The following is a 22,570-nucleotide window of genomic DNA, read 5'->3' as shown; positions in this document are numbered from 1 at the left end:
CAATATTAACTAAAACGTTTCACATTGGAATCTATTATGCTTTTAATGTGAGCTTGGCTAAATAGTCGTAATGCTCACCGGATTTTAAAAGTTCACAGTCAAAACCATTGGAATCACAAGCGTTTTGCAAGGTATTGAAATCGACATAAACCCAGTCAAAAGCATTACTTTTTTGTCCTTTGTATTCCAATTCAAAAGTAACTTCTCCATAATAGTTTCCATCATTGGGAATCCAATACCCACCATCTTCATCCTGTTCAAACATATAGATAATATCGCTAGAATCCATCAAAATCTGACCATTGGGCAGCAATAATGAGGCCAAATGTTGTAAAAAACGGCTCAAATTGTTGAGTTTGCCCGACAAACCGATGCCGTTCATCAACAATAATAGGGTGTCATATTTTTCGTCAGAATAATCCAAAATAGGACTGCATACGGTTGATTTTACCCCACGTTCTCGGCAGACTTCGATGCAACCTTCGGAACTGTCCAAGGCAGTTATGTCCAATCCTTTGTTTTGAAGGTAAAGTGCGTGGCTGCCAGCCCCCGCACCTATGTCCAGTACCTTTCCGTGCGCCAACTGGAGTGCCTTTTGCTCAATTTTGGGCATTTCATCAAACTCTCGAAATAGGTAAGGAATAGGGATGACATCTTCTTCATCTAAAGATGAATAGGTTTTTATGTCCTCTGTATAATCCCCTTTTTGGTAATCCAGTAGGGCCATTCCAAAAACATCTGCCATAGTTCGGGTTTGTTTCTGCAAAGGTGGGACTTTAATTGTATTGAAAGGTTTAAAATAGATAAGTTTGTGCTTGAATCCTTTGCATTGCACATAAAGATGTACGTCACCCTTAGCCCGTCTCAGGGTCTCATCCAAATGCGTTAGTTGTATCAAGGTGATGAGATGCTGAAACAAGTTCAGCAGGACGTTTAAAATGGATAAGTTTGTGTGCTATGGATAAAACACTCAGGGATTTACCACAAAAGGCTAGGGAGAAACATTCCGAAAACAAAAAATTCTTTGCCAAGTTAAAAAAGCGCCCTCCCAAGGACTTGGATTACACTATGCAGAAATTGCACGAAGATGAGTTTGAACGGACGGACTGCCTTACTTGTGCCAATTGTTGCAAAACCACCGGGCCCCTGTTCACCAATGCGGATATTGAACGAATTGCCAAACATTTTAGAATGAAACCTTCCCAGTTTATCGATGACTTTTTAAGGGTCGATGAAGAGAATGACTACGTGCTTCAGTCTGTGCCCTGCACGTTTTTGGGAGAGGATAACTACTGTTCCATTTACGATGTACGCCCCAAGGCCTGCCGAGAGTTTCCACATACAGATAGAAAGAAGTTCCAACAAATTGCCAATCTTACCTTAAAAAATGTGGCGATTTGCCCAGCCGCCTTTAACATTGTCGAGGAAATGAAAAAGGCGATAAAAATTTGACGATTTCATATATTTGATAGTATGGAGCAGCTTATTTCATATTTCGAGACCATTCCCTCTTGGCACCGTAGTTTGATATTGGTGGGCGGAATAACTTTTTTCTGGATTTTGGAAGGGATTGTGCCCTTGTTCAACATACCTTACAAAAAATGGAAACATTCTGTTCCCAACTTCTTTTTTACTATGACCACGATTATCGTGAACTTTCCGCTGGCTTTTTTGCTGCTCAAATCTTCGGATTGGGCGATTGAGAACCAGTTTGGTATTATTAACTGGTTACCAGAAATGCCCTTGTGGCTTTATGTGGTTCTTGGCGTAATGTTGTTGGACTTTATAGGAGCTTACACGGCGCATTGGGTAGAGCATAAGGTAAAACCGTTGTGGATGGTACATTTGGTGCACCATTCCGACCATAATGTGGACACCACAACCGCCAATCGCCACCATCCCTTGGAAAGTTTGATTCGTTATTTCTTTACCTTGGTCGGGGTGCTCGTAGTAGGTGCGCCCATAGGAATCATCATGCTGTACCAGAGTCTTTCGGTAGTGTTTTCACAATTCAACCATGCTAATATCCGTTTGCCAAGAAAGGTGGATACCGCGCTAAGCTGGATTATCGTGAGCCCGGATATGCACAAAGTGCACCATCATTATCAATTGCCCTATACCGATTCCAATTATGGGAATATTTTCTCTATTTGGGATCGATTGTTCGGCACGTATATGTCCATGGATCCCAAGAATATCGTTTATGGCGTTGATACGTTTCCTGATGAAAAAGAGAACAGTAGTATCAAAGGGCTGCTAAAACAACCTTTTCACAAATATCGTAGGCCTACTACGGAGGTGTGAAAAGTCATTTCGAGATGAGGTGCTTTGCATAGATTGAGAAATCTCTTTTAAAACCAAAAGTCCAAGCATCAATTGCAAAACAAAAGATGCTCCGCTCAGAATGACAAAAAAATCGAGTTAGTAGTGTATTCGCGTCAAATACTATCGACCGTCATTCCGAACTTGTTTCGGAATCCCATTGGAGTGAGTCCCTGAAACTAGTTCAGGATGACGTAAAGATTTTTGGTCAGACTCAAAATGACATCCAAAGGTAGTCGTGCTAGACCTCTGAATCAATCATAAATCAAGTACTTCTCTCGAATTTTTTTGAAACACTCCAAATCCGCTTGCCAAGTGGCCTTGATTTCATCGTTCGTCATCCCATTCTCAATCTGATGTTGTAAAAGTGGTGTTCCAGCATGTTTGGTAAATCCGTCGGTTAAAAAGAATTTGGATTTGTCCAAGGTATTCTTGTACGCGTCGATGATCCATTCCATGGAAACTTCGTTCATTCGTGGCACGTGGGACAAATCACGGCCATAACATGTTTTTCCTTCTTCCTTTGGGTATTTGGACCCAAAGTTGGGTTCGGGAACATAGCTATAATCATACTTTGTGCTATCCATAAATGAAGCCCCATAACGTTGAAACTGGAATTCGGTACCGCGCCCGGCATTTACATTGGTACCCTCGAACAATCCCAAACTGGGATATAGGTTGATGGAGATATCGTTGGGCAAATTGGGGGAAGGCCGAATAGGAAGATGGTATTCCGATTCGTGCGTGTAGTTCTCCAACTCAATTACAGTTAAGTCAGCTTTGTTGCCATTCTCTAACCAACCTTCGCCGTTGAGCATTTGTGCGTATTCGCCCATGGTCATCCCATATACCAACGGAATGGGGTTCATGCCCAAATAGCTGGTGTGCTCTTCTAGCATGGTGGGGCCGTCCACATAATGTCCGTTTGGGTTGGGTCGGTCCAAAACGATTATCGGTTTGTTGTTTTCGGCGCAGGCCTCCATCACCAATTGCAAAGTGGCAATATAGGTGTAAAAGCGTACCCCTACATCTTGAATATCGAAGACAATAACATCTACATCGCTCAATTGCTCAGGCGCAGGTTTACGGTTTTTGCCGTAGAGTGAAATAATGGGCAAGTTGGTTTGGGTATCTACACCATCTTTAACATGTTCTCCGGCATCCGCCGTACCTCGAAATCCGTGTTCCGGAGCAAAGACTTTCTGGACCTCAATCATAGAGGAGAGCAAGGAGTCCACCAAATGAGTACATCCACTTTTGTGGAAGACAACCGAAGTCGGGTTGGCCACAACACCCACTTTTTTTCCTTGCAGCAGCGGCAGGTAAGCCTCAGTGCGATTGGCCGCCACTATTATAGGTGCCGGGGCATTGGTTGTCACCGCCGAAGTGGCATCGGCATCTTTTTGTTGTCCCTTGCAGGCGGAAAACACCAAAAACAACAATAAAACTGTACTTTTGAACTTAGATAAAATGGGCATTCGTTGAATTTAGAATTATTTATAGCCAAACGCCTGATTACAGGGAAGGAACATAAAATTAGTATTTCCGCCCCGATAATAAAAATTGCCATCGCCGCAATCGCGATTGGTGTGGTGATGATGCTCATTGCCATCGCCACAGGTGTTGGCCTCAAGAACAAAATTCGCGAAAAAGTCGCTGCCTTTAACGGCCATATCCAAATTTCCAATTTCGATAACAATAATTCCGAAGTCTCCTTGACCCCGGTTTTAATTAACCAAGATTTCTATCCTGAGTTTAAAAATGTAGAAGGGGTGAGGCATGTGCAAGCGGTGGCCACCAAAGGTGGGATTATCCGAACTGCGGATACGTTTGAGGGCATGCTCGCCAAAGGAGTGGGTACCGATTACGATTGGAGCACTTTTAAGGAATATTTGGTGGATGGCCGACTACCCGATTATAGCGGTGAACTCAACGAGGAAGTGCTCATATCCAGTTTAATGGCCAACAGGCTGCGGTTGAAGGTGGGCGATAGTTTTTTTTCCTTTTTTCTGAGGGATGGGGATGCTTCCAAGCCGCCGAACAATCGTAGGTTTGAAATCGTGGGGGTTTATGATAGCGGTTTTGAGGAGTTTGATGAAACCTATGTGTTCGTGGATATCCGCCATATCCAACTGATGAACCGTTGGGAGGAACATCAAATTGGGAATTTTGAGGTTTTTATTGATGATTTTGACCAGTTGGAGGAAAAGAGCAATGAGATTTATGGGAAGACGGTTTCCGTTCTGGATACCCAAAACATCAAAAACAAGTACTTCCGCATTTTTGAATGGATCGGTCTTTTCGATTTCAATATTGCCCTAATTATTGGCATTATGATTATCGTAGGCGGCATCAATATGATTACAGCATTACTGGTCTTGATTTTGGAACGTACCCAAATGATCGGAATCCTTAAGGCTCTGGGGTCTGCGAATTGGAGCATCAGAAAGGTTTTTTTATACAACGCTGCCTATTTGATAGCCATTGGGTTGTTTTGGGGCAACCTGATCGGGTTGGGCGTCATCTTTCTTCAGGATAAGTACCGCATGTTCAAATTCCCGAACCCGGAAGAATATTATATCGATTACATTCCCGTGCATTTGGATTTACCGACCATCTTACTATTGAATCTAGGGGTGATGCTACTTTGTTTGTTAATGCTGCTGATTCCGTCCTATATCATTACTAAAATAACACCGGTAAAAGCCATTCAATTTGAGTAGAGGCTATTTTCTCGTGTGGGCTTTTCAATCTAAATTGATAACTTGTCAAACAAAATAACCCACCATGACATTTAAATATTATTCCACATTATTTGCTTTACTTTTAACTGCATCTATATCTGCACAAAAGCTTTCAAGAACCGAAAAAAGGATTGTTTCCACTATTGAAAAGAACAATGTCGGAGCCATCGATTTTTTGGAAAAGGTGGTCAACATCAATAGTGGTACCCTCAATGCCAAAGGGGTTAAAGAAGTGGGAATGGTGTTTAAGGATGCTTTTGATAACATTGGATTCGAGACCAAATGGATCGAAATGCCGTCTGAAATGAATCGTGCAGGTCACCTTTTTGCCGAAACAAAAGGAAAGAAAGGAAAGAAGTTATTGCTCATTGGTCATTTGGATACTGTTTTTGAAGAAGATAGTCCATTCCAGACCTTTGAAATGGTAAACGACAGCGTTGCCCATGCTCCTGGCGGAAATGACATGAAAGGAGGGGATGTCATCGTGCTTTACGCCCTAAAGGCACTTTCGGATAACGGACTGTTGGATGATGCACAAATCATTGTGGCGTTTACAGGGGATGAGGAAAGTACGGGTAAACCCTTGTCGATAAGTAGAAAAGACTTGATCGATGCCGCTAAGCGAAGCGATATTGCCTTGGGCTTTGAAACATCAACAGGGTTCAATTATGCAACTGTAGCCAGAAGAGGAGCTTCGGGCTGGGCGGTGGAAGTGGAAGGAAAACGGGCTCATTCCTCAGGTGTTTTCAGCGAGCGTACCGGTGCTGGTGCCATTTTTGAAATGTCCAGAATCCTACATCAATTTTATACCGATGTGAAGGGAGAAGATCTATTGACCTTTAATCCGGGGGTACTGCTTGGAGGAACCTTTGTTAATTTTGATGAAAAAACCAGCAAGGGCGACGCCTTTGGGAAAACCAATGTTGTGGCCCAAAAAGCGGTGGTAAAGGGAGGACTTCGATTTATTTCGGAAGAACAAAAAGAACGGGCTAGAGCCAAAATGAGAGAGATTGTGGCCAATAATTTACCGCAGACCTCGGCTACTGTCAGTTTTACGGATAGCTATCCTGCCATGCAGCCTACGGAAGGAAACCTTGCCCTATTGGGCACTTTGAACCAAGTGAGTTTGGACCTTGATCAAGGTGAGGTCTTGGCTTATGACCCAGGTAGAAGAGGGGCGGCTGACGTGTCCTTTGTAGCTGAATATGTTGATGGTTTGGATGGGTTGGGAACCATGGGCTCCGGTGCACATACGCCGCAGGAGACCGTTAACCTGAATACCATCGAAGCTTTGACCAAACGAACGGCAATTTTAATTTATCGATTGATCAACAGTAAGTAATGGTAACACTGCAAAACAAAAACGCAGCTGTAAGGATTGAAGCCGGCGAACTAGTGGGCTATCAAGTGGACGGGCATGAGTTTATCCACCAAAAAGGGAGCCCGGGTTGGGGGAGTGCCGATACCGAAATGTTTCCTATCATTGGCCCGGTCAATGAATCTGGTTTTCGGGTAAAAACCCCGAAAGGCGAAGCGGTTCAAGACCAACATGGACATTTACGCCAACTTGAATACGAATTGGAAGGACAAACCGAAACCTCTGCCGTTTTTGTGAAGCAATACCAATCGGACACTGAGGTGCGCAATTCCAAGTTTCCAGAAAAATCTACCGAAGAAGCTCTTACCTGGCCTTACAACTTTCGGTTTGAGAAGACTTTTTTATTGACCGATTCCAGTCTGGAAATCAATTTTAAGATTACAGGCGAAGATGGAATGCCGTTTATGCTTGGGTACCATCCTGCCTTTAAACTCCATACGGAATCTCCTGTTATTTTGGCCAAAGGCAAAAGGATTTCGCTGGATGAGGTATTGGCGGTGGGCAGTAGGGCACTCCAAATTTCAGATTGTACCTCCGTTATCTTGAAAGACGAAAAGGAAATCACCATCGAAACAGAAGGTTTCGGTAATTTTATGTGTTGGACCGAGGTGCGGAATATGGTCTGTATCGAACCTATATCATTCTATCCCTATGCTGTAAAACAAACAGAGTTGCACCAAGGCTTTGAAAAGCTCACAGATACGGCCGAATTTAAAGTAGTCTTAAAATCAGGAGTATAAACTGCTTTTAGGGTTACACGAGCATCTTGCTCTTATTTTGCTTGAGAAAATACTGCGTCAGAATACTTTCCGTTTCCAAGGTATGCTTTTGTGGGGTGATAAAAGCCTCCACATCTTCAAGGTTGGATAACTGCGTCTCGGTATCGACAAAACCAAAACCCTTGTAAATACCATCCGCAATCAAGATGACCGCATGTTCATTTTCGTTTCTGCCTTTTTCTTGAATGACCCTGATTTCCGAGGAGAGCATTTTCATGTGGGTGATGGCCTCTTCAACTTTTTGGTTGTACGCGTCTATTTCCTCTTGACCGCTGCAGATACCTTCGCAGGTGTTTATTTCGTGATGGGAACAAGCTGATGCAGTCTGTTGCAAATGACAGTATCTAGGACACAGCGAGAATGCTTTGCATACTTGCTCCAAATATGCCCGACATTCCGTTTGGTTATGCAATATTTTTAATGGGTTCGGTACACCTTTAATGGTGTTATAGGCCAGATGGGTAATCCCATTTCTGTCTTCGTAGGCAAAAATGGCGTATTGTTTTCCCATTCTTTTTTGGGCACGGTTATAGGGTGGGAAAAGCCGTTTAATTTCCGCAGATTCCATCAAAAGAGCGACCAATTCACTGCCTGCCAGTTTAAAATCAATGTTGGTCGTCTCGCTGCACATTTGGATTTCCTTTCGGCTCTTATCGTAAAAATGGCCCAATACCCGTTTCTTTAGGTTGATGGCCTTTCCCACGTAAATAATCTCCTCTTTATGATTCATAAAATAATAGATGCCCGGTTTTTGGGGAATACGGTCAAAAACTGATTTGGGCAAATGGGGCGGGAGGGTGGCTTCCTGACTTCGGGCATTCAAAAACTTTTTGAATATGGAATCAGCATCGGGTTGCTCCAACAACTGCTCAAACAGAAGCACCGTTGCATGGGCATCCCCTCGGGCACGGTGCCTGTCCACCAAAGGAATTTGTATGGCCGAGCAAAGTTTTCCCAAGCTATACGAACGCAGTCCGGGAATCAATTTTCGGGACAGCCGAACCGTGCACAACTTTTTTCGGTTAAAATCAATCCCGATCTGCCGGAATTCCTCCTTGATCACACCATAATCAAAATTGACGGAGTGGGCCACAAAAATGCAACCCTCCGTGATGCTTTGCACCGTATTGGCAATCTCATGGAATACCGGAGCATTTTGCACCATTTGGTCATCGATGCCGGTTAGTCCCGTAATGAAATACGGAATGGGACATTGTGGGTTGACAAGCGATGTAAATTCATCCACAATTTGATTGCCATCATACTTAAAAATGGAAATTTCGGTAATCTTGTTGCCCTTGATGCCGTTCCCCGTAGTTTCTATGTCGATGATGGTGTACAAACGATGTGTTGCTTATATAGTTTGAAATTATGGATAAACGTCCCAGCATCCAAGTGCTATGCCCATTTATATTAAAATTGATGACGGTATTGGGTTGGCGTGCAGTGCTTGAATTCCTTGAACTTGCGGTTAAAGTTGGCAATATTGTTGAAACCGCACTGCTCAGAGATGGAAGCAATGGAAAGCTCAGGGTTTTTTAAAAGGAGCTTGCATGCATTTTCAATGCGTATTTCAATCAAAAATTGGAAAAATGTCTTGTTGGTCCTCTTTTTAAAGTATCTGCAGAAAGCATTCTTCGTCATGTTGGCCTTTTCTGCAATCTCATCCAAAGTAATGGGTTCTCTGTAGTGTTCCATGGCATAGTCGTAGACCTTGCTCATCCGTTTGCCCTCATCATCCGTGAACGATTTGCGATACACAAAGGCCGAAAGTGGCGCCGTCTTGGATTTATTGATTTGGTTGATGATGAGCAGTAGCGATGCAATTTGCTCCACCTTATCCTGTTCCTGCAGGTCAAGGAACAAAGGGATTATATTACCTTGTCTTGAGGTTACCCGCATTCCAAACTCCGCTTTTTTAAAGAAGTGTTGGATGGAAGAAAGATCCGCCAATTGAAAAAAACTTTTTCCAAAGGAATCTTGGTCAAAAAACAAGGTGTGCATCAATGATTCTTCATTGATTCGGGTATCGCTTCGGAACACATGAGGGACAAAACTACCAATGACCAGAATGTCACCAGCTTTGTATTCATTGATGCTGTCACCCACGATGAGAGAACCTGCCCCTTTTTCCACATAACTGATCTGAATTTCACCATGTTGGTGCAATTGGTCATAAAATACCTGCTCTCGATCAATTTGATAGACCAATGCCTCATCTTGTGGCTTTGGTATTTTAAAGGGAAGCACCTTCATGGATACGCCTAAATTATTTGAAAAATTGATTTTGTCGCTAATTTAGGGTAATATACTATCATAATAAGCTAATAATCGAACAAAAGAAAGAGTAGGTCTCTTCGTAATTTTAAAAAGGAAAAAATTAAGCTTACATTATGGTAAAATGGGAAGGCGTAATGCCAGCGGTAACTACAAAGTTTACTAGCGACGATACCTTGGACCTTGAAATGTTCGAAAAGAACATACAAGCACAAATCGATGCAGGGGTACACGGGATTATTTTAGGAGGTACCTTGGGAGAGGCGAGCACCTTGGAGCAAGATGAAAAGGAAATCTTGATCAAAAAGTCGGTAGAACTTGCCGACGGAAAAATTCCAGTAATCATGAATGTGGCGGAACAAAGTACCAAAGGCGCCATTGAAGCTGCCCAGAAAGCCGAAAAAGTAGGTGCAGAGGGATTAATGTTGTTGCCACCCATGCGTTATAAGGCTACCGATTATGAAACGGTCGCTTATTTTAAGGCCGTGGCAGAAAACACCACTTTGCCCATCATGCTGTACAATAATCCAGTAGATTACAAGATTGAGGTAAGTCTGGATATGTTAGAGGAATTGATGGCGTGCGATAATATCCAAGCCATAAAGGAATCCACTCGGGACATTACCAACGTTATCCGGATCCAGAACAGGTTTGGCGATCGTGTAAAGGTTTTTACAGGAGTGGATACCTTGGGATTGGAAAGTTTGATTATCGGGGCCGTGGGTTGGGTGGCCGGATTGGTTTGTGCCTACCCCGCCGAAACCGTAGCCATTTATGAGTTGGTGAAAGCAGGCAGGATTGAGGAAGCCCTGAAGATATATCGATGGTTCATGCCCTTATTGGAGTTGGACATCAGCCCACAGTTGGTGCAAAACATCAAACTGGCCGAAGTAGCCACGGGAATTGGCACCGAACATGTGCGGGCACCCCGATTGCCCTTGCAAGGCGCTGAACGGGAACGCGTTTTACAAGTGATTGAAACCGCAATGAAACATAGACCGGAGCTCCCGGACTATAAAAACATAAATAACGAAGTATGATTACAGGTAAAAACTGTATTGGAGGACAATTTAAGGCAGACGGTTCCGTCGAGTTTAGAACAACGGAACCCAAAAGGAACGTTCCGAACCCAACGGTATTCGTAGAAGCCACCAAAGATGAAATAGATACGGCCGTAGACTTGGCTTGGGAGGCTTTTAAGGTATTCCGAAGTATGCCGGGCAAACAACGAGCAGCGTTTTTAAATACCATTGCTGACGAAATGTTGGCGCTGGACCAAGAATTGATTGACACCTATATGTTGGAGTCGGGCTTGCCAGAAGGTAGGGCCATTGGCGAACGGGGACGCACCATTTTTCAGTTGCGTTCGTTTGCCGAACTGGTTGCCAACGACGATTGGCGCGAAAATACATTTGATGCAGCCCAGCCCGATAGACAACCGCAACCAAAACCAGATCTGCGAAAAACCATGATTCCCTTGGGACCAGTGGCCGTTTTTGGGGCCAGTAATTTTCCGTTGGCGTATTCCACGGCAGGAGGCGATACGGCAAGCGCCTTGGCCGCAGGCTGCCCAGTGATTGTAAAGTCTCACCCCATGCATGCGGGAACCAATGAGTTGGTTGCTTCTGCCATTGTAAAAGCGGCCAACAAAACAGGTATGCCCAAAGGCGTTTTTTCAAGCATCAATGGTTCGGTACAGGCCGGAATTGATTTGGTGAACCATCCAAAAGTAAAAGCTGTTGGTTTTACCGGAAGTATCGGAGGGGGCAGGGCACTGTTCGATTTGGCAGCCAAAAGAGAAGAGCCCATCCCTGTTTTTGCAGAAATGGGAAGTATCAACCCGGTAATCATGACCGCAAGTGCCATTTCAAAACGGGGCAGCGAACTCGCCAAAACCTATGCAGGGTCGATTACCTTGGGTACGGGTCAATTTTGCACCAATCCAGGACTTTTGTTGACTTTGAAGAGTGATGATACCCAGAGTTTTATTCAAGCGTTGGCCAAAGAAACCGTTGCCATAGCCCCACAAACCATGTTACATCCTAACATCAAAAAAGGGTTTATCTCCAAAGGAGATACCGTAACCGCTCAAGAGGGTGTTGAAGTGGTAGCAACCTACGATGGGGATTTGGATACCAATGAAGCCGCGGCCACCATAGCTACCGTTTCTGGTAGGGCATTTTTGGATAACCCGAAGATGCACCAAGAAGTCTTTGGTCCCTTTTCCTTGGTAGTGCAATGTGAGGACGAAGCGGAATTGATTCAGATTATCGAAGGCTTGGAAGGGCAATTGACCGGGACGCTCATCGCAGAAAAGGATGATACTTTGAATTTACCAAAAATCGTCGATGCATTGCAGCATCGCGTAGGACGAATTATTTACAATGGTGTGCCCACAGGAGTTGAGGTGTGTGCGTCCATGCAACATGGTGGACCTTACCCAGCGTCCACCGATTCAAGGTTTACGGCTGTTGGTGTGCATTCCATCAAGCGTTGGGTGCGCCCCATCAGTTATCAATCATTTCCTATGGAATTGTTGCCAGACCATTTAAAAAAATAGCGAGTGGCCAGAAAAACATTTTTTTGTGTAGACGCCCACACCTGTGGAAATCCGGTAAGAGTCGTGGCAGGTGGAGGCCCTAATTTGATGGGCAAGGACATGAGCGAGAAGCGCCAGCATTTTTTACGGGAGTACGATTGGATTCGTAGGGGTTTAATGTTTGAACCACGGGGACATGATATGATGAGCGGAAGTATTTTGATGGCGCCACACAATCCAGAAAATGATTTTGCCGTACTCTTTATAGAAACATCAGGCTGTTTGCCCATGTGCGGTCATGGGACCATCGGAACCATAACAGTGGCCATTGAAGAAGGTTTGATAGTACCCAAAACTCCTGGAAAAATGCGGATGGAGGCACCTGCGGGCTTGGTTGAAATTGAATATCAGTTAACAGGTAAAAAGGTAGAATGGGTAAAACTTGTGAACGTAAAATCGTATTTGGCGTCAGAAAATTTGTCCATTGACTGTCCGGGCCTTGGTGAAATCCATTTTGATGTGGCCTATGGTGGAAATTATTATGCCATTGTGGACCCTCAGGAAAATTTCACAGGATTGGAGGACTATACCGCAGGACAGATTATCCGGTTTTCACGAGTGGTTCGAAAGGCCATAAACGAGAAATATCCAGATAGGTTCGTGCATCCGGAGAACCCAACCATTCGGGATGTGAGCCATATGATGTGGACAGGAAAACCTTTGGATGCCACTTCATCAGGTCGAAATGCGGTGTTCTATGGGGACAAGGCCATTGACCGTTCGCCCTGCGGCACGGGAACTTCTGCCCGTATGGCCCAGTTATATGCGAAAGGAACTTTGAAGGTAGGAGAACCTTTTGTGCACGAAAGCATTATTGGGAGCAAATTCGTAGGGAAAGTTGAAAAGGAAACTACCTTGGACGGAAAACAAGCCATTATCCCCAGTATTCAGGGGTGGGCACAGGTAACGGGCTATAATAATATTATAATTGATGACGATGATCCCTATGCGCACGGGTTTCAGGTCCTTTAGGGTACATCGAAATTAAGATGTGGAAGGTGCATCAAAAACATGAAAATAATCAATCATTACCTTTAGGTATTGATCAACTAAATAGAGCGATATGAGCTTAAAGAAAATAACCATTGCATTGGTCGCCTTTGTGGGTACCTGGGGCACAGCACAAAATAGTCGATTGGCGGATTTGGTCACCGAGTTTGAAATGGATACTTGGGCCTTGGAACGAACATACATCGTTGACGAATCCGAGGAATATTATCAACGTTTCACCTCATTCTACGCAGATTGGCAAAAAAGAATGTCCAATATTGACTTTTCATCCCTATCGCAACAGGGAAAGGTGGATTATGTGTTGTTGAAGAATCTGGTGACCAAGGGCAACTACTTTTTGAATCAAGACTACAGCGCTTATAAAGGGGTGAAAGAGGTGGGCGATTTTGTAAATCCCATTTTCCCGTTCATCCAAGAGCGGAGAAGAGGCAAAAAACCCGATGCAAAACAATTGGCACAACTGTTCCAGGATGCCACCGAAGCGATTGATGCCGATATGGAAACCTGGAAGTCCAAACCATTTAAGGATTGGCAAACTGCCGATAAGGCATCGGACGTAGTTACCTCATTCCAAAAAGCGTTAAAGGAGGCCTATGAATTTTACTATGGCTACGACCCCGATTTTACTTGGTGGATGGAGAAACCATATCAAAAACTAAACGAACAAATCACCGCCTATGCCGAATTCCTAAAGGAAAATTATTCCGAGGATAGTGTAAAGGACGACGGTAGCGGGATTGTTGGAAAACCTATCGGTGAAGAGGCGCTAAAAGAAAGCTTGGCGTTGGAATTTATTCCCTACACCCCAGCGGAACTCATCAAAACAGCAGAGGAGCAATTTGAATGGTGCAAAAATGAAATGATTAAGGCTTCTAGGGAGCTTGGGTACGGAAACGACTGGAAAAAGGCCTTGGAGCATGTAAAAAACACCTATGTTCCAGCAGGTCAGCAGCCACAGGCCATTATGGATTTATATTCACATTCCGTGGATTTTATAGAGGAAAGGGATTTGATCACCTTACCCGAATTGGCCAAGGAAACCTGGGGCATGAAAATGATGAGCCCCGAAAGGCAAAAGGTAAGCCCCTTCTTTTTGGGAGGCAGGGATATTATTATTTCATATCCAACCATGGAGATGGACCATAACGACAAGTTGATGAGCATGCGTGGGAACAACCCTAACTTTTCCTTTCCTACAGTGCAACACGAATTGCTACCAGGGCATAACCTGCAATATTTTATGACGAGCCGCCATAAAAGCTACCGCAGACCATTTTCTACGCCTTTTTGGACCGAAGGCTGGGCCTTGTATTGGGAAATTATTCTTTGGAACAAGGGATTTCCGCAGACCCCTGAACAGAAAATGGGAATGCTTTTTTGGAGGATTCACCGATGTGCCCGGATTATTTTTTCCTTAAAGTTCCATTTAGGGGAAATGACCCCACAGGAATGTATAGATCTCTTGGTAGATGAGGTCGGGCACGAATATGCGAATGCCGAGGCAGAGGTCAGAAGGTCCTTCACTACAAGTTACCCTCCGCTGTACCAGCTGGCCTATATGATGGGCGGACTACAGTTTTATGCCTTAAGAAATGAAATGATCGAAAAGGGTTGGACAGAGAAACAATTCCATGATCGGGTGATGGTTGAGGGACGAATGCCGGTGGAACTGTTGCGAAGCCTGCTTCAAGAGTTGCCACTCACCAAAAACCATAAAACGACTTGGAAGTTTTCTACCGATTTTAAGGATTGAGGTAGTTTCTAAATCACAAGCGGTGAAAGTAGGGGGGTATGGGTTTAGATTTTGAAGATAAACCCGTCTTCCTCCACTTTTTTTCGATATTTCTCCTTGTCGAAAACATAGAGGTATGCCCCCTTTCGGGAAACGCTCATGTCCTTTTCGTCCAATTTGATGAGTACGTCAAGGGAGTTGATTTTGTTGATGAAGTTCCGTTTATCCAGCTCTTTGTCCAGAATCGACTCGTACAAATTTTGTAATTGTCTCATCGTGAATTTTTCGGGAAGCAGTTCAAATCCAATAGGTTTGGTCAAAGCTCTTCTTCTTAAACGAGCCTTTGCCTTTTCCACCATTTCATTATGGTCAAATATCAAGTCGGGGGCCTCCTTAATATCAAACCATTGTGCGGCATCTATCTGGATCCCATCAAAATGGTGGCTGTCCACATCAATCAAGGCGTAATAAGCAACAGAGATAGTGCGTTGTCCTGGATCCCTATCTATTTTACTATAAGTATGGATTTGCTCCAGATATATATCGTTCAAACCGGTCAATGTTTCCAAAACTCTTACCGCAGCTTGGTCAAGGTTTTCATTTTTTTTGAGGAATCCACCGATCAATGACCACTTTCCTTTTTCAGGCTCAAAGTTTCTCTTGATCAGCAATATTTTTAGGTTTTCTTTATCAAACCCAAAGATGATGCAGTCCACCGCCAGTAAAACCTGATCTTCTTTCTGATAATAATTGAGATGCATGTTCGGGTTTTCTGGTACCTCAAAGTTTTCTTCAAACATTTCTTAACATATAAATTCCAAATGCTAAAATATAAACAATTCTTTATAGTAATCTTTTGGATACTTTTTTCAATTGAGGTGTTATCTTTTTTGTTTTAACCAAAAAACTTTCGTTAATTTATTAAATGTAAATACAACACTTGTAAAAGATTGGTTTTAACGCGTTCTTTTACAGGCTAACTGTGTCGGAATTTTGTTGTTTTTGACATAGAACTAAAAACATATTAAATCAAATGCACATGAAAATTTTAAAGTATGTCACAATTACAACCGCCTTTTTTTTCATTACTTTTTCCAATGCACAAAGCTCAATTAAGGTCAGTTTGATGGAAGATGCTGAAGCTCCCATAGTCAGTAAACATATTTATGGTCATTTTGCCGAGCATCTGGGGCGTTGCATTTATGAAGGGTTGTATGTTGGAGAGGAAAACAAGCTCATTCCAAACACCGCAGGCGTGCGAAACGATATTATTGAAGCCCTTAAGGAGCTTGATATACCCAATTTAAGGTGGCCGGGAGGCTGCTTTGCGGATACCTACCATTGGAAAGATGGAGTAGGCCCCAAGGAAGATCGTCCTACCATGGTAAATCGATGGTGGGGAGGAACTACAGAGGACAACAGTTTTGGTACCCATAACTTTTTAAATCTGTGTGAAGTATTGGGTGCGGAACCTTATCTATCGGCAAACGTTGGAAGCGGAACGGTACAAGAGTTGATCGATTGGGTGCAGTATACCAACCACGACGGTATAAGTCCCATGGCTGATTGGCGCCGTGAAAATGGACGGGAAGAACCCTGGAAGGTTAAATATTGGGGCGTTGGAAATGAAACCTGGGGCTGCGGTGGAAATATGACCGCAGAGTACTACGCAGACATCTACCGGCAATATGCAACCTTTATGCCAGGATGGTCGGGCGAAACTGAAGTGTATCGAATTGCATCGGGTGCATCTGAAGATGATTACCACTGGACGGAAACCCTAATGAAAAATGTACCCCATGAATTGATGGAGGCGGTTGCGCTTCACGATTACGCAGTTTTTGATTGGTCCGATAAAGGCCCATCCGTCAATTTCGACAAAGAGGTCTATTTTAAATCGATGGAACAAGCGCTGAAAATGGAGGAGTATGTTACCAAGCATATCGAAATTATGGACAAGTATGACCCTGAAGGCAATGTGGACCTTTTTGTAGACGAGTGGGGCGGTTGGTACGATGCTGAAGAGGAAGTGAAAAATGGAGTATTGTTCCAGCAAAACACCATCCGGGATGTCATGATTGCCGGCACCGTACTCAATACGTTCAATAATCACGCTCGCAGGGTGAAAATGGCCAATTTGGCACAAATGGTCAATGTGTTGCAAGCGGTTATACTCACGGATGAGGAAAAAATGATCAAAACCCCTACTTACCATGTAATGCACATGTACAAAGTGCACCATGATGCAAAATTGGTGCCCTCAACAATTAAAGAAAACCCTCAATATAGAGGACTTCCTGTCCTATCGGTGTCTGCGTCAAAGGACGAAACCGGTAAGATTCATATTTCCCTTGTAAATATCGACCCAGAGAAAGATATGCCTGTGGAGTTTGATATAGCTGGATTGGGCATCAAAAACATCAAAGGGCAACTATTGACATCGGACAAGCTGCAAGACCACAATTCCTTTGATGAACCCGAAAAAGTGACCCCAAAGGAATTTAAAGGGGCCAAATTGAAAAAGGACAAAATTTCCCTGACCATTCCGGCACATTCCCTGATTGTTTTGCAAGGGGAATACAAGTAGCAGGACATATTTTTAGGAAGATCTATTAAAAAATGAAAAACTATGTAATAGGACTCGATTATGGTTCCGACTCGGTAAGAGCGGTAATGATCGATGCCCAAAATGGGGCGGAGTTGGCCTCAGAAGTATTCTGGTATCCCAGATGGAAAGCACAAAAATATTGTAAACCGTCCATCAACCAGTTTCGTCAGCATCCTTTAGACCACATCGAAGGATTGGAACATACCATAACCTCCGTGATAAAGCAAAGCGAGGTGTCACCAGAAACCGTCAAAGGAATCTGTATCGATACCACAGGGTCTTCGCCAATGCCAGTGACAAAAGATGGTACAGCATTAGCATGCACGCAAGGTTTTGAAGAAAACCCGAACGCCATGATGGTACTTTGGAAAGACCATACCGCGGTGAAAGAAGCCAATGAAATCAATGAATTGGCCAGAAATTGGGGCGACGAGGACTATACCAAGTATGAAGGAGGTATTTATTCTTCTGAATGGTTTTGGGCCAAAATACTTCATGTGGCCAGAGCAGACAAAAACGTAATCGATGCTACACATACCTGGATGGAACACTGTGATTTTATGACGTATTTGTTGGCCGATGAAAAAGATTTGAAAAAATTCAAGCGTAGCAGATGTGCCGCAGGACATAAGGCCATGTGGCACGAAAGCTGGGGCGGACTTCCCGATAAGGAGTTTTTGTCCCAATTGGACCCTTATCTAGCATCACTTCGTGACAATCTGTACGAAGAAACCTTTACTTCCAACGAAATTGCAGGCCATTTAAATAAAGAATGGGCAGAGAAGTTGGGCTTAACGACAGACACGGTAATCGCTGTAGGAACTTTTGATGCCCATGCAGGTGCGGTTGGTGCCAAAGTGGACCATCATGCACTTGTGAGGGTCATGGGAACATCGACCTGTGACATTATGGTGTCTTCCAACGAAGCTTTGGGCGATAAGACTGTAAAGGGAATCTGTGGTCAGGTTGACGGGTCTGTAATCCCGGGAATGGTTGGTCTCGAAGCTGGGCAATCCGCTTTTGGCGATGTGCTCGCATGGTTCAAGAGCGTTTTGGAATGGCCCATCGACAATTTGGTCATGGAATCAAAAATCCTATCTGACCAACAAAAGAAAGAGCTTAAGGAGGAATTGGAATCAAAATTCATGCGTACTTTGACGGAACAAGCTGAAAACATTCCCTTGTCGGAAGTGGTCCCGGTAGCTTTGGATTGGGTGAACGGAAGGAGAACGCCCGATGCCGACCAAGAGTTGAAAAGTGCGATTACGGGTATTTCCTTGGGAACCAAAGCACCACATATTTTTAAGGCGTTGGTCAATGCCATTTGCTTTGGAGCCAAAATGATCGTGGACCGTTTTGAAGAAGAAGGCGTTAAAATCGAGACCGTAATCGGTATCGGAGGTGTGGCCCGAAAGTCACCTTTTATCATGCAGACTTTGGCCAATGTGCTCAACATGCCCATTAAAGTGGCAGAGTCAGACCAAGCGCCTGCCCTTGGGGCCGCAATCTATGCAGCCGTTGCTTCCGGCATTTATGAAAACGTCATCGAGGCAAGTAAAGTGATGGGAAGTGACTTTGAAGCAGAATATTTTCCACAGTCCTCCCAAGTGGAAGTATATGCCAAATTACTGTTAGAATATAAACAGCTTGGAAACTTTGTGGAAGAACAAACCAACAAAAATAAATAAGCCATGGGTTCAAAATACAAATCGCTTAAAGAAGAATGCTACGAGGCGAACATGGAACTTAATGCCCTTGGACTTGTAATTTACACCTTTGGCAATGTAAGCGCCGTGGACAGGGACAATGCGGTTTTTGCCATTAAACCCAGTGGTGTGCCCTATGAGACTTTAAAGCCCGAGGATATTGTCATTATGGATTACGATAACAATGTAGTAGAGGGCAGTTTAAGGCCATCATCGGACACCAAGACCCATAGTTACCTGTATACGAATTGGGAAAACATCGGTGGAGTGGCCCATACGCATGCCATGTATTCTGTTTCTTGGGCACAGGCCCAAAAGGATATTCCAATCTTTGGAACAACACACGCCGATCATTTAACCCAAGATATTCCTTGTGCACCGCCCATGGCCGACGAACTTATCAAAGGTGATTATGAGCATAATACAGGCATCCAGATTTTGGATTGCTTCAAAGAAAGAAAATTGGATTATCAGCAAGTGGAGATGATACTGATCGGAAATCACGGGCCATTTGCTTGGGGCAAAAACGCTGCCAAAGCGGTTTACAATACCAAAGTACTGGAAACGGTGGCCCAAATGGCCTACTTGACTTTGCAGATTAATCCGCAGGCACCAAGATTAAAGGATTCACTAATAAAAAAACACTACGGGCGTAAGCATGGTAAAAACGCCTATTACGGTCAGTAAAAAAATACGTAAATGAAAAAAGCTGCAAAAGAAATCTGGTTTGTAACAGGAAGTCAACATTTGTACGGGCCTGAGACTTTAAAACAAGTGGCAAGCAATTCAAAAGATATTGTTGATGGTTTGAACGCAGCAGAGAAATTGCCTGTTAGCTTGGTTTTTAAACCTATTGTCACCACGCCGCAAGAAATCACCGCTCTTTGTCGTGAAGCAAGTAACTCCACATCATGTATAGGGGTCGTGACTTGGATGCACACCTTTTCTCCGGCTAAAATGTGGATTGCGGGACTCAAGATATTGAGCAAGCCTTTGTGCCATTTACATACCCAATTCAATGCGAAAATACCTTGGGACAGCATTGATATGGATTTTATGAATCTGAATCAATCGGCACACGGTGACCGGGAGTTTGGATTTATGATGTCCAGAATGCGCAAAAACCGTAAAGTAGTGGTGGGGCATTGGAAAGATGAGCGAGTTCAAAAAAAACTAGCCATTTGGGCTCGAGTTGCTTTGGGAGCTGATGAATTACAACACATGAAGGTGGCCAGAATTGGGGACAATATGCGAGAAGTTGCTGTTACCGAAGGCGATAAAGTTGCTGCTCAATTACGTTTTGGTGTGGCTGTGAACGGTTATGATTCATCAGACATTACCAATATTATTGATGGATTGGATCAAAAAGCCGTTGATCAACTAGTGGAGGAGTATGAGGCTAGTTACACTATATCGGAGTCCCTTCAAAAAAATGGAGCGCAAAGACAATCGTTGATTGATTCAGCTAAAATTGAATTGGGACTTAGAACCTTTTTGGATGATGGTGGTTTTAAAGCATTTACTGATACTTTCGAGAATCTGGGCGCTCTAAAACAACTACCGGGTCTTGCTGTACAGCGTTTAATGGCCGATGGTTATGGTTTTGGTGCAGAAGGCGATTGGAAAACCGCCGCATTGACCCGAACCATGAAAGTGATGGCCGAAGGATTGGAAGGGGGAACCTCGTTTATGGAGGATTACACCTATCACTTTACACCACAAAAAGATTATGTACTGGGCTCTCACATGTTGGAGATTTGTCCTTCCATTGCAAGTGCAAAACCATCTTGCGAAGTGCATCCTTTGGGTATTGGGGGTAAAGAAGATCCTGTACGATTGGTTTTTGACTCTCCAGCAGGGGAAGCGTTGAACGCTTCTTTGGTTGATATGGGCAACAGATTCCGTTTGATCGTGAACGAAGTGGAGGCCGTGGAACCCATGGCCGATTTGCCAAAACTACCTGTGGCACGAGTGCTTTGGGACGCAAAACCGAATCTGGAAGTTGCAGCAACCGCTTGGATTCATGCCGGCGGAGCCCACCATACCGTATATACACAAGCGCTGACCACCGAATACATGGAAGATTTAGCCGATATTTTTGGGATAGAACTTTTAGTTATAGATTCGGACACGAAACTTAGAGCATTTAAAGATCAACTCCACGCCAATGAAGCTTACTATCATTTGTTTCAGCATGGAATGTAATCAAACTAACATAAAACTATAATGATGAGGATAGCCAAACCTTATATATTTTACGGTGTTTTACTTTTGGTCTTTACAACTATAGGCTGTAAGCAAAACAAAAAAGAAAGCCAGTCAGAAATGGAAACTGTAAAAACCGAAAGTAATCAAAACCCCATTGAAGAAACCATCTTCGGGGAAATGCCGGACGGCACAAAAGTGAAGAAATTCACTTTGAAAAATGAAGCAGGAATGGAAGTGGATATCATCAACTATGGTGGTATCATGACTCGTTGGACGGCCCCCGATAAAAAAGGAAACTATGAGGATGTAGTCCTAGGTTTTGATAGTTTGGAACAATATCTTGATGGTAGCCCATACTTTGGAGCGCTTATTGGCCGTTATGGGAACCGTATTGCCAACGGAAAATTTTCTTTGGATGGAGAGACCTACACTCTGGCCACAAACGATGGGGACAATCACCTTCACGGAGGAGAAAAAGGGTTCGATAAAGTGGTATGGGACGGAGTTGCCAAAACTACTGAGGAAGGCGCTACGGTCGAGCTCACCTACACCAGTGAAGATGGGGAGGAAGGATACCCCGGGAAATTGGATGTAAAAGTTACGTACACCCTTACCAATAATAATGAATTGGATATTCAGTATGAGGCTGTTACGGACAAACCAACCGTTGTCAACTTGACACAACACAGTTATTTTAATCTTTCCGGCCAACTTTCCGAACCTGTTTTGGATCACGAAATTTATTTGAACGCAGACACTTACATGCCCGTTGATGGTGGTTTGATTCCAACAGGAGAATTTAGGGAGGTTGCTGGAACCCCCTTCAATTTTAAGGAGCCAAAACCAATCGGCGAAGAGATAGAGGCTGCCAATGAACAACTAAGCCTTGGTGGAGGTTATGACCACTGTTGGGTGCTCAACGAAGGAGAAAAGGATTTCCGATTGGCAGCCTCGGCCCATCATGGAGAAACAGGGCGTTTATTGGAGGTTTATACGAATGAGCCCGGCATACAATTTTACAGTGGAAATTTTTTGGATGGCACATTGCCTGCAAAAGATGGAGGTACCTATGCGAAGCGTTCTGGTTTCTGTTTGGAAACACAACACTATCCTGATAGCCCCAACCAGGCCGATTTTCCTTCCGTTAGGTTAAATCCCGGGGAAATGTATTCTTCTAGGACCATGTACAAACTATCAACAAAATAG

19 protein-coding genes are annotated in these 22,570 nt (G+C 43.8%); 14 read left to right on the top strand and 5 right to left on the bottom strand.

From position 1 onward, the window contains the following. Nucleotides 1-34 precede the first annotated feature (34 nt). Nucleotides 35-745: a class I SAM-dependent methyltransferase gene (locus tag J4E06_RS02510; protein WP_349522470.1), complete on the bottom strand. Its 711-nt coding sequence runs from the start codon at nt 743-745 to the stop codon at nt 35-37. 212 nt (nt 746-957) lie between these two features. On the opposite strand from J4E06_RS02510, the gene J4E06_RS02505 reads away from it, so the two are divergent. Together J4E06_RS02505 and J4E06_RS02500 are read left to right on the top strand one after the other, a co-directional pair. Then, a complete protein-coding gene (locus J4E06_RS02505; RefSeq protein WP_349522469.1) occupies nt 958-1,452 on the top strand; it encodes a YkgJ family cysteine cluster protein in 495 nt (164 codons plus the stop codon). A gap of 21 nt (nt 1,453-1,473) precedes the next feature. Further along, a complete protein-coding gene (locus tag J4E06_RS02500) occupies nt 1,474-2,304 on the top strand; it encodes a sterol desaturase family protein (RefSeq protein ID WP_349522468.1) in 831 nt (276 codons plus the stop codon). Between the two features lie 272 nt (nt 2,305-2,576). Here the strand turns inward: J4E06_RS02500 and J4E06_RS02495 are convergent, their stop codons facing one another. Continuing rightward, on the bottom strand, nt 2,577-3,800 hold the full coding sequence (locus tag J4E06_RS02495) for an exo-beta-N-acetylmuramidase NamZ family protein (RefSeq protein ID WP_349522467.1): 1,224 nt from the start codon (nt 3,798-3,800) through the stop codon (nt 2,577-2,579). Nucleotides 3,801-3,803: 3 nt separating this feature from the next. Here J4E06_RS02495 and J4E06_RS02490 point away from each other — a divergent pair, with 3 nt between their 5' ends. The 3 genes from J4E06_RS02490 (at nt 3,804) to J4E06_RS02480 (ending at nt 7,184) form a co-directional block, all read left to right on the top strand. After that, entirely contained in the window at nt 3,804-5,045 is a 1,242-nt protein-coding gene (locus tag J4E06_RS02490; RefSeq protein WP_349522466.1) for an ABC transporter permease, read from the top strand. 64 nt (nt 5,046-5,109) lie between these two features. Next, nucleotides 5,110-6,408: a M20/M25/M40 family metallo-hydrolase gene (locus J4E06_RS02485; protein WP_349522465.1), complete on the top strand. Its 1,299-nt coding sequence runs from the start codon at nt 5,110-5,112 to the stop codon at nt 6,406-6,408. Next, complete coding sequence (locus tag J4E06_RS02480) at nt 6,408-7,184, top strand: aldose epimerase family protein (protein ID WP_349522464.1); 777 nt, start codon at nt 6,408-6,410, stop codon at nt 7,182-7,184. Before J4E06_RS02485 ends, J4E06_RS02480 begins: the two co-directional genes overlap by 1 nt. Before the next feature lie 13 nt (nt 7,185-7,197). Here the strand turns inward: J4E06_RS02480 and J4E06_RS02475 are convergent, their stop codons facing one another. Both J4E06_RS02475 and J4E06_RS02470 read right to left on the bottom strand, forming a co-directional pair. Next, nucleotides 7,198-8,565 (bottom strand): exonuclease domain-containing protein, encoded by a 1,368-nt coding sequence (locus tag J4E06_RS02475; RefSeq protein ID WP_349522463.1) that lies wholly within the window; start codon nt 8,563-8,565, stop codon nt 7,198-7,200. A 71-nt stretch (nt 8,566-8,636) separates the two neighbouring features. Then, nucleotides 8,637-9,479, bottom strand: coding sequence for an AraC family transcriptional regulator (locus J4E06_RS02470; RefSeq protein ID WP_349522462.1), 843 nt, complete (start codon nt 9,477-9,479; stop codon nt 8,637-8,639). A gap of 137 nt (nt 9,480-9,616) precedes the next feature. Here J4E06_RS02470 and J4E06_RS02465 point away from each other — a divergent pair, with 137 nt between their 5' ends. The 4 genes from J4E06_RS02465 to J4E06_RS02450 all read left to right on the top strand — a co-directional run bounded on the left by J4E06_RS02465 (nt 9,617) and on the right by J4E06_RS02450 (nt 14,863). Then, nucleotides 9,617-10,540, top strand: a complete 924-nt coding sequence (locus J4E06_RS02465) for a dihydrodipicolinate synthase family protein (protein WP_502877325.1) — start codon at nt 9,617-9,619, stop codon at nt 10,538-10,540. After that, on the top strand, nt 10,537-12,060 hold the full coding sequence (locus J4E06_RS02460) for an aldehyde dehydrogenase (NADP(+)) (RefSeq protein WP_349522461.1): 1,524 nt from the start codon (nt 10,537-10,539) through the stop codon (nt 12,058-12,060). Before J4E06_RS02465 ends, J4E06_RS02460 begins: the two co-directional genes overlap by 4 nt. Nucleotides 12,061-12,063: 3 nt before the next feature. Then, nucleotides 12,064-13,071 (top strand): 4-hydroxyproline epimerase, encoded by a 1,008-nt coding sequence (locus J4E06_RS02455; RefSeq protein ID WP_349522460.1) that lies wholly within the window; start codon nt 12,064-12,066, stop codon nt 13,069-13,071. 91 nt (nt 13,072-13,162) lie between these two features. Beyond that, nucleotides 13,163-14,863, top strand: coding sequence for a DUF885 family protein (locus J4E06_RS02450; RefSeq protein ID WP_349522459.1), 1,701 nt, complete (start codon nt 13,163-13,165; stop codon nt 14,861-14,863). A 44-nt stretch (nt 14,864-14,907) separates the two neighbouring features. On the opposite strand, the gene J4E06_RS02445 is transcribed toward J4E06_RS02450, so the two are convergent. Beyond that, a complete protein-coding gene (locus J4E06_RS02445; protein WP_421812834.1) occupies nt 14,908-15,642 on the bottom strand; it encodes an NUDIX hydrolase in 735 nt (244 codons plus the stop codon). Nucleotides 15,643-15,881: 239 nt separating this feature from the next. On the opposite strand from J4E06_RS02445, the gene J4E06_RS02440 reads away from it, so the two are divergent. The 5 genes from J4E06_RS02440 to J4E06_RS02420 are packed head-to-tail and all read left to right on the top strand — an operon-like array spanning nt 15,882 to nt 22,570. After that, nucleotides 15,882-17,429, top strand: a complete 1,548-nt coding sequence (locus tag J4E06_RS02440; protein ID WP_349522458.1) for an alpha-N-arabinofuranosidase — start codon at nt 15,882-15,884, stop codon at nt 17,427-17,429. Between the two features lie 32 nt (nt 17,430-17,461). Continuing rightward, entirely contained in the window at nt 17,462-19,138 is a 1,677-nt protein-coding gene (locus J4E06_RS02435) for a ribulokinase (protein WP_349522457.1), read from the top strand. Between the two features lie 3 nt (nt 19,139-19,141). Continuing rightward, nucleotides 19,142-19,843, top strand: a complete 702-nt coding sequence (locus J4E06_RS02430) for an L-ribulose-5-phosphate 4-epimerase (RefSeq protein WP_349522456.1) — start codon at nt 19,142-19,144, stop codon at nt 19,841-19,843. Between the two features lie 12 nt (nt 19,844-19,855). Next, nucleotides 19,856-21,361, top strand: coding sequence for an L-arabinose isomerase (gene araA, locus J4E06_RS02425; protein ID WP_349522455.1), 1,506 nt, complete (start codon nt 19,856-19,858; stop codon nt 21,359-21,361). Between the two features lie 21 nt (nt 21,362-21,382). Further along, complete coding sequence (locus J4E06_RS02420) at nt 21,383-22,570, top strand: aldose epimerase family protein (protein WP_502877324.1); 1,188 nt, start codon at nt 21,383-21,385, stop codon at nt 22,568-22,570.

Origin of the sequence: Allomuricauda sp. NFXS6 (assembly GCF_040148835.1) — a bacterium.
Lineage (GTDB): Bacteria > Bacteroidota > Bacteroidia > Flavobacteriales > Flavobacteriaceae > Flagellimonas.
This window is presented reverse-complemented; position numbering and strand designations above follow the sequence as displayed.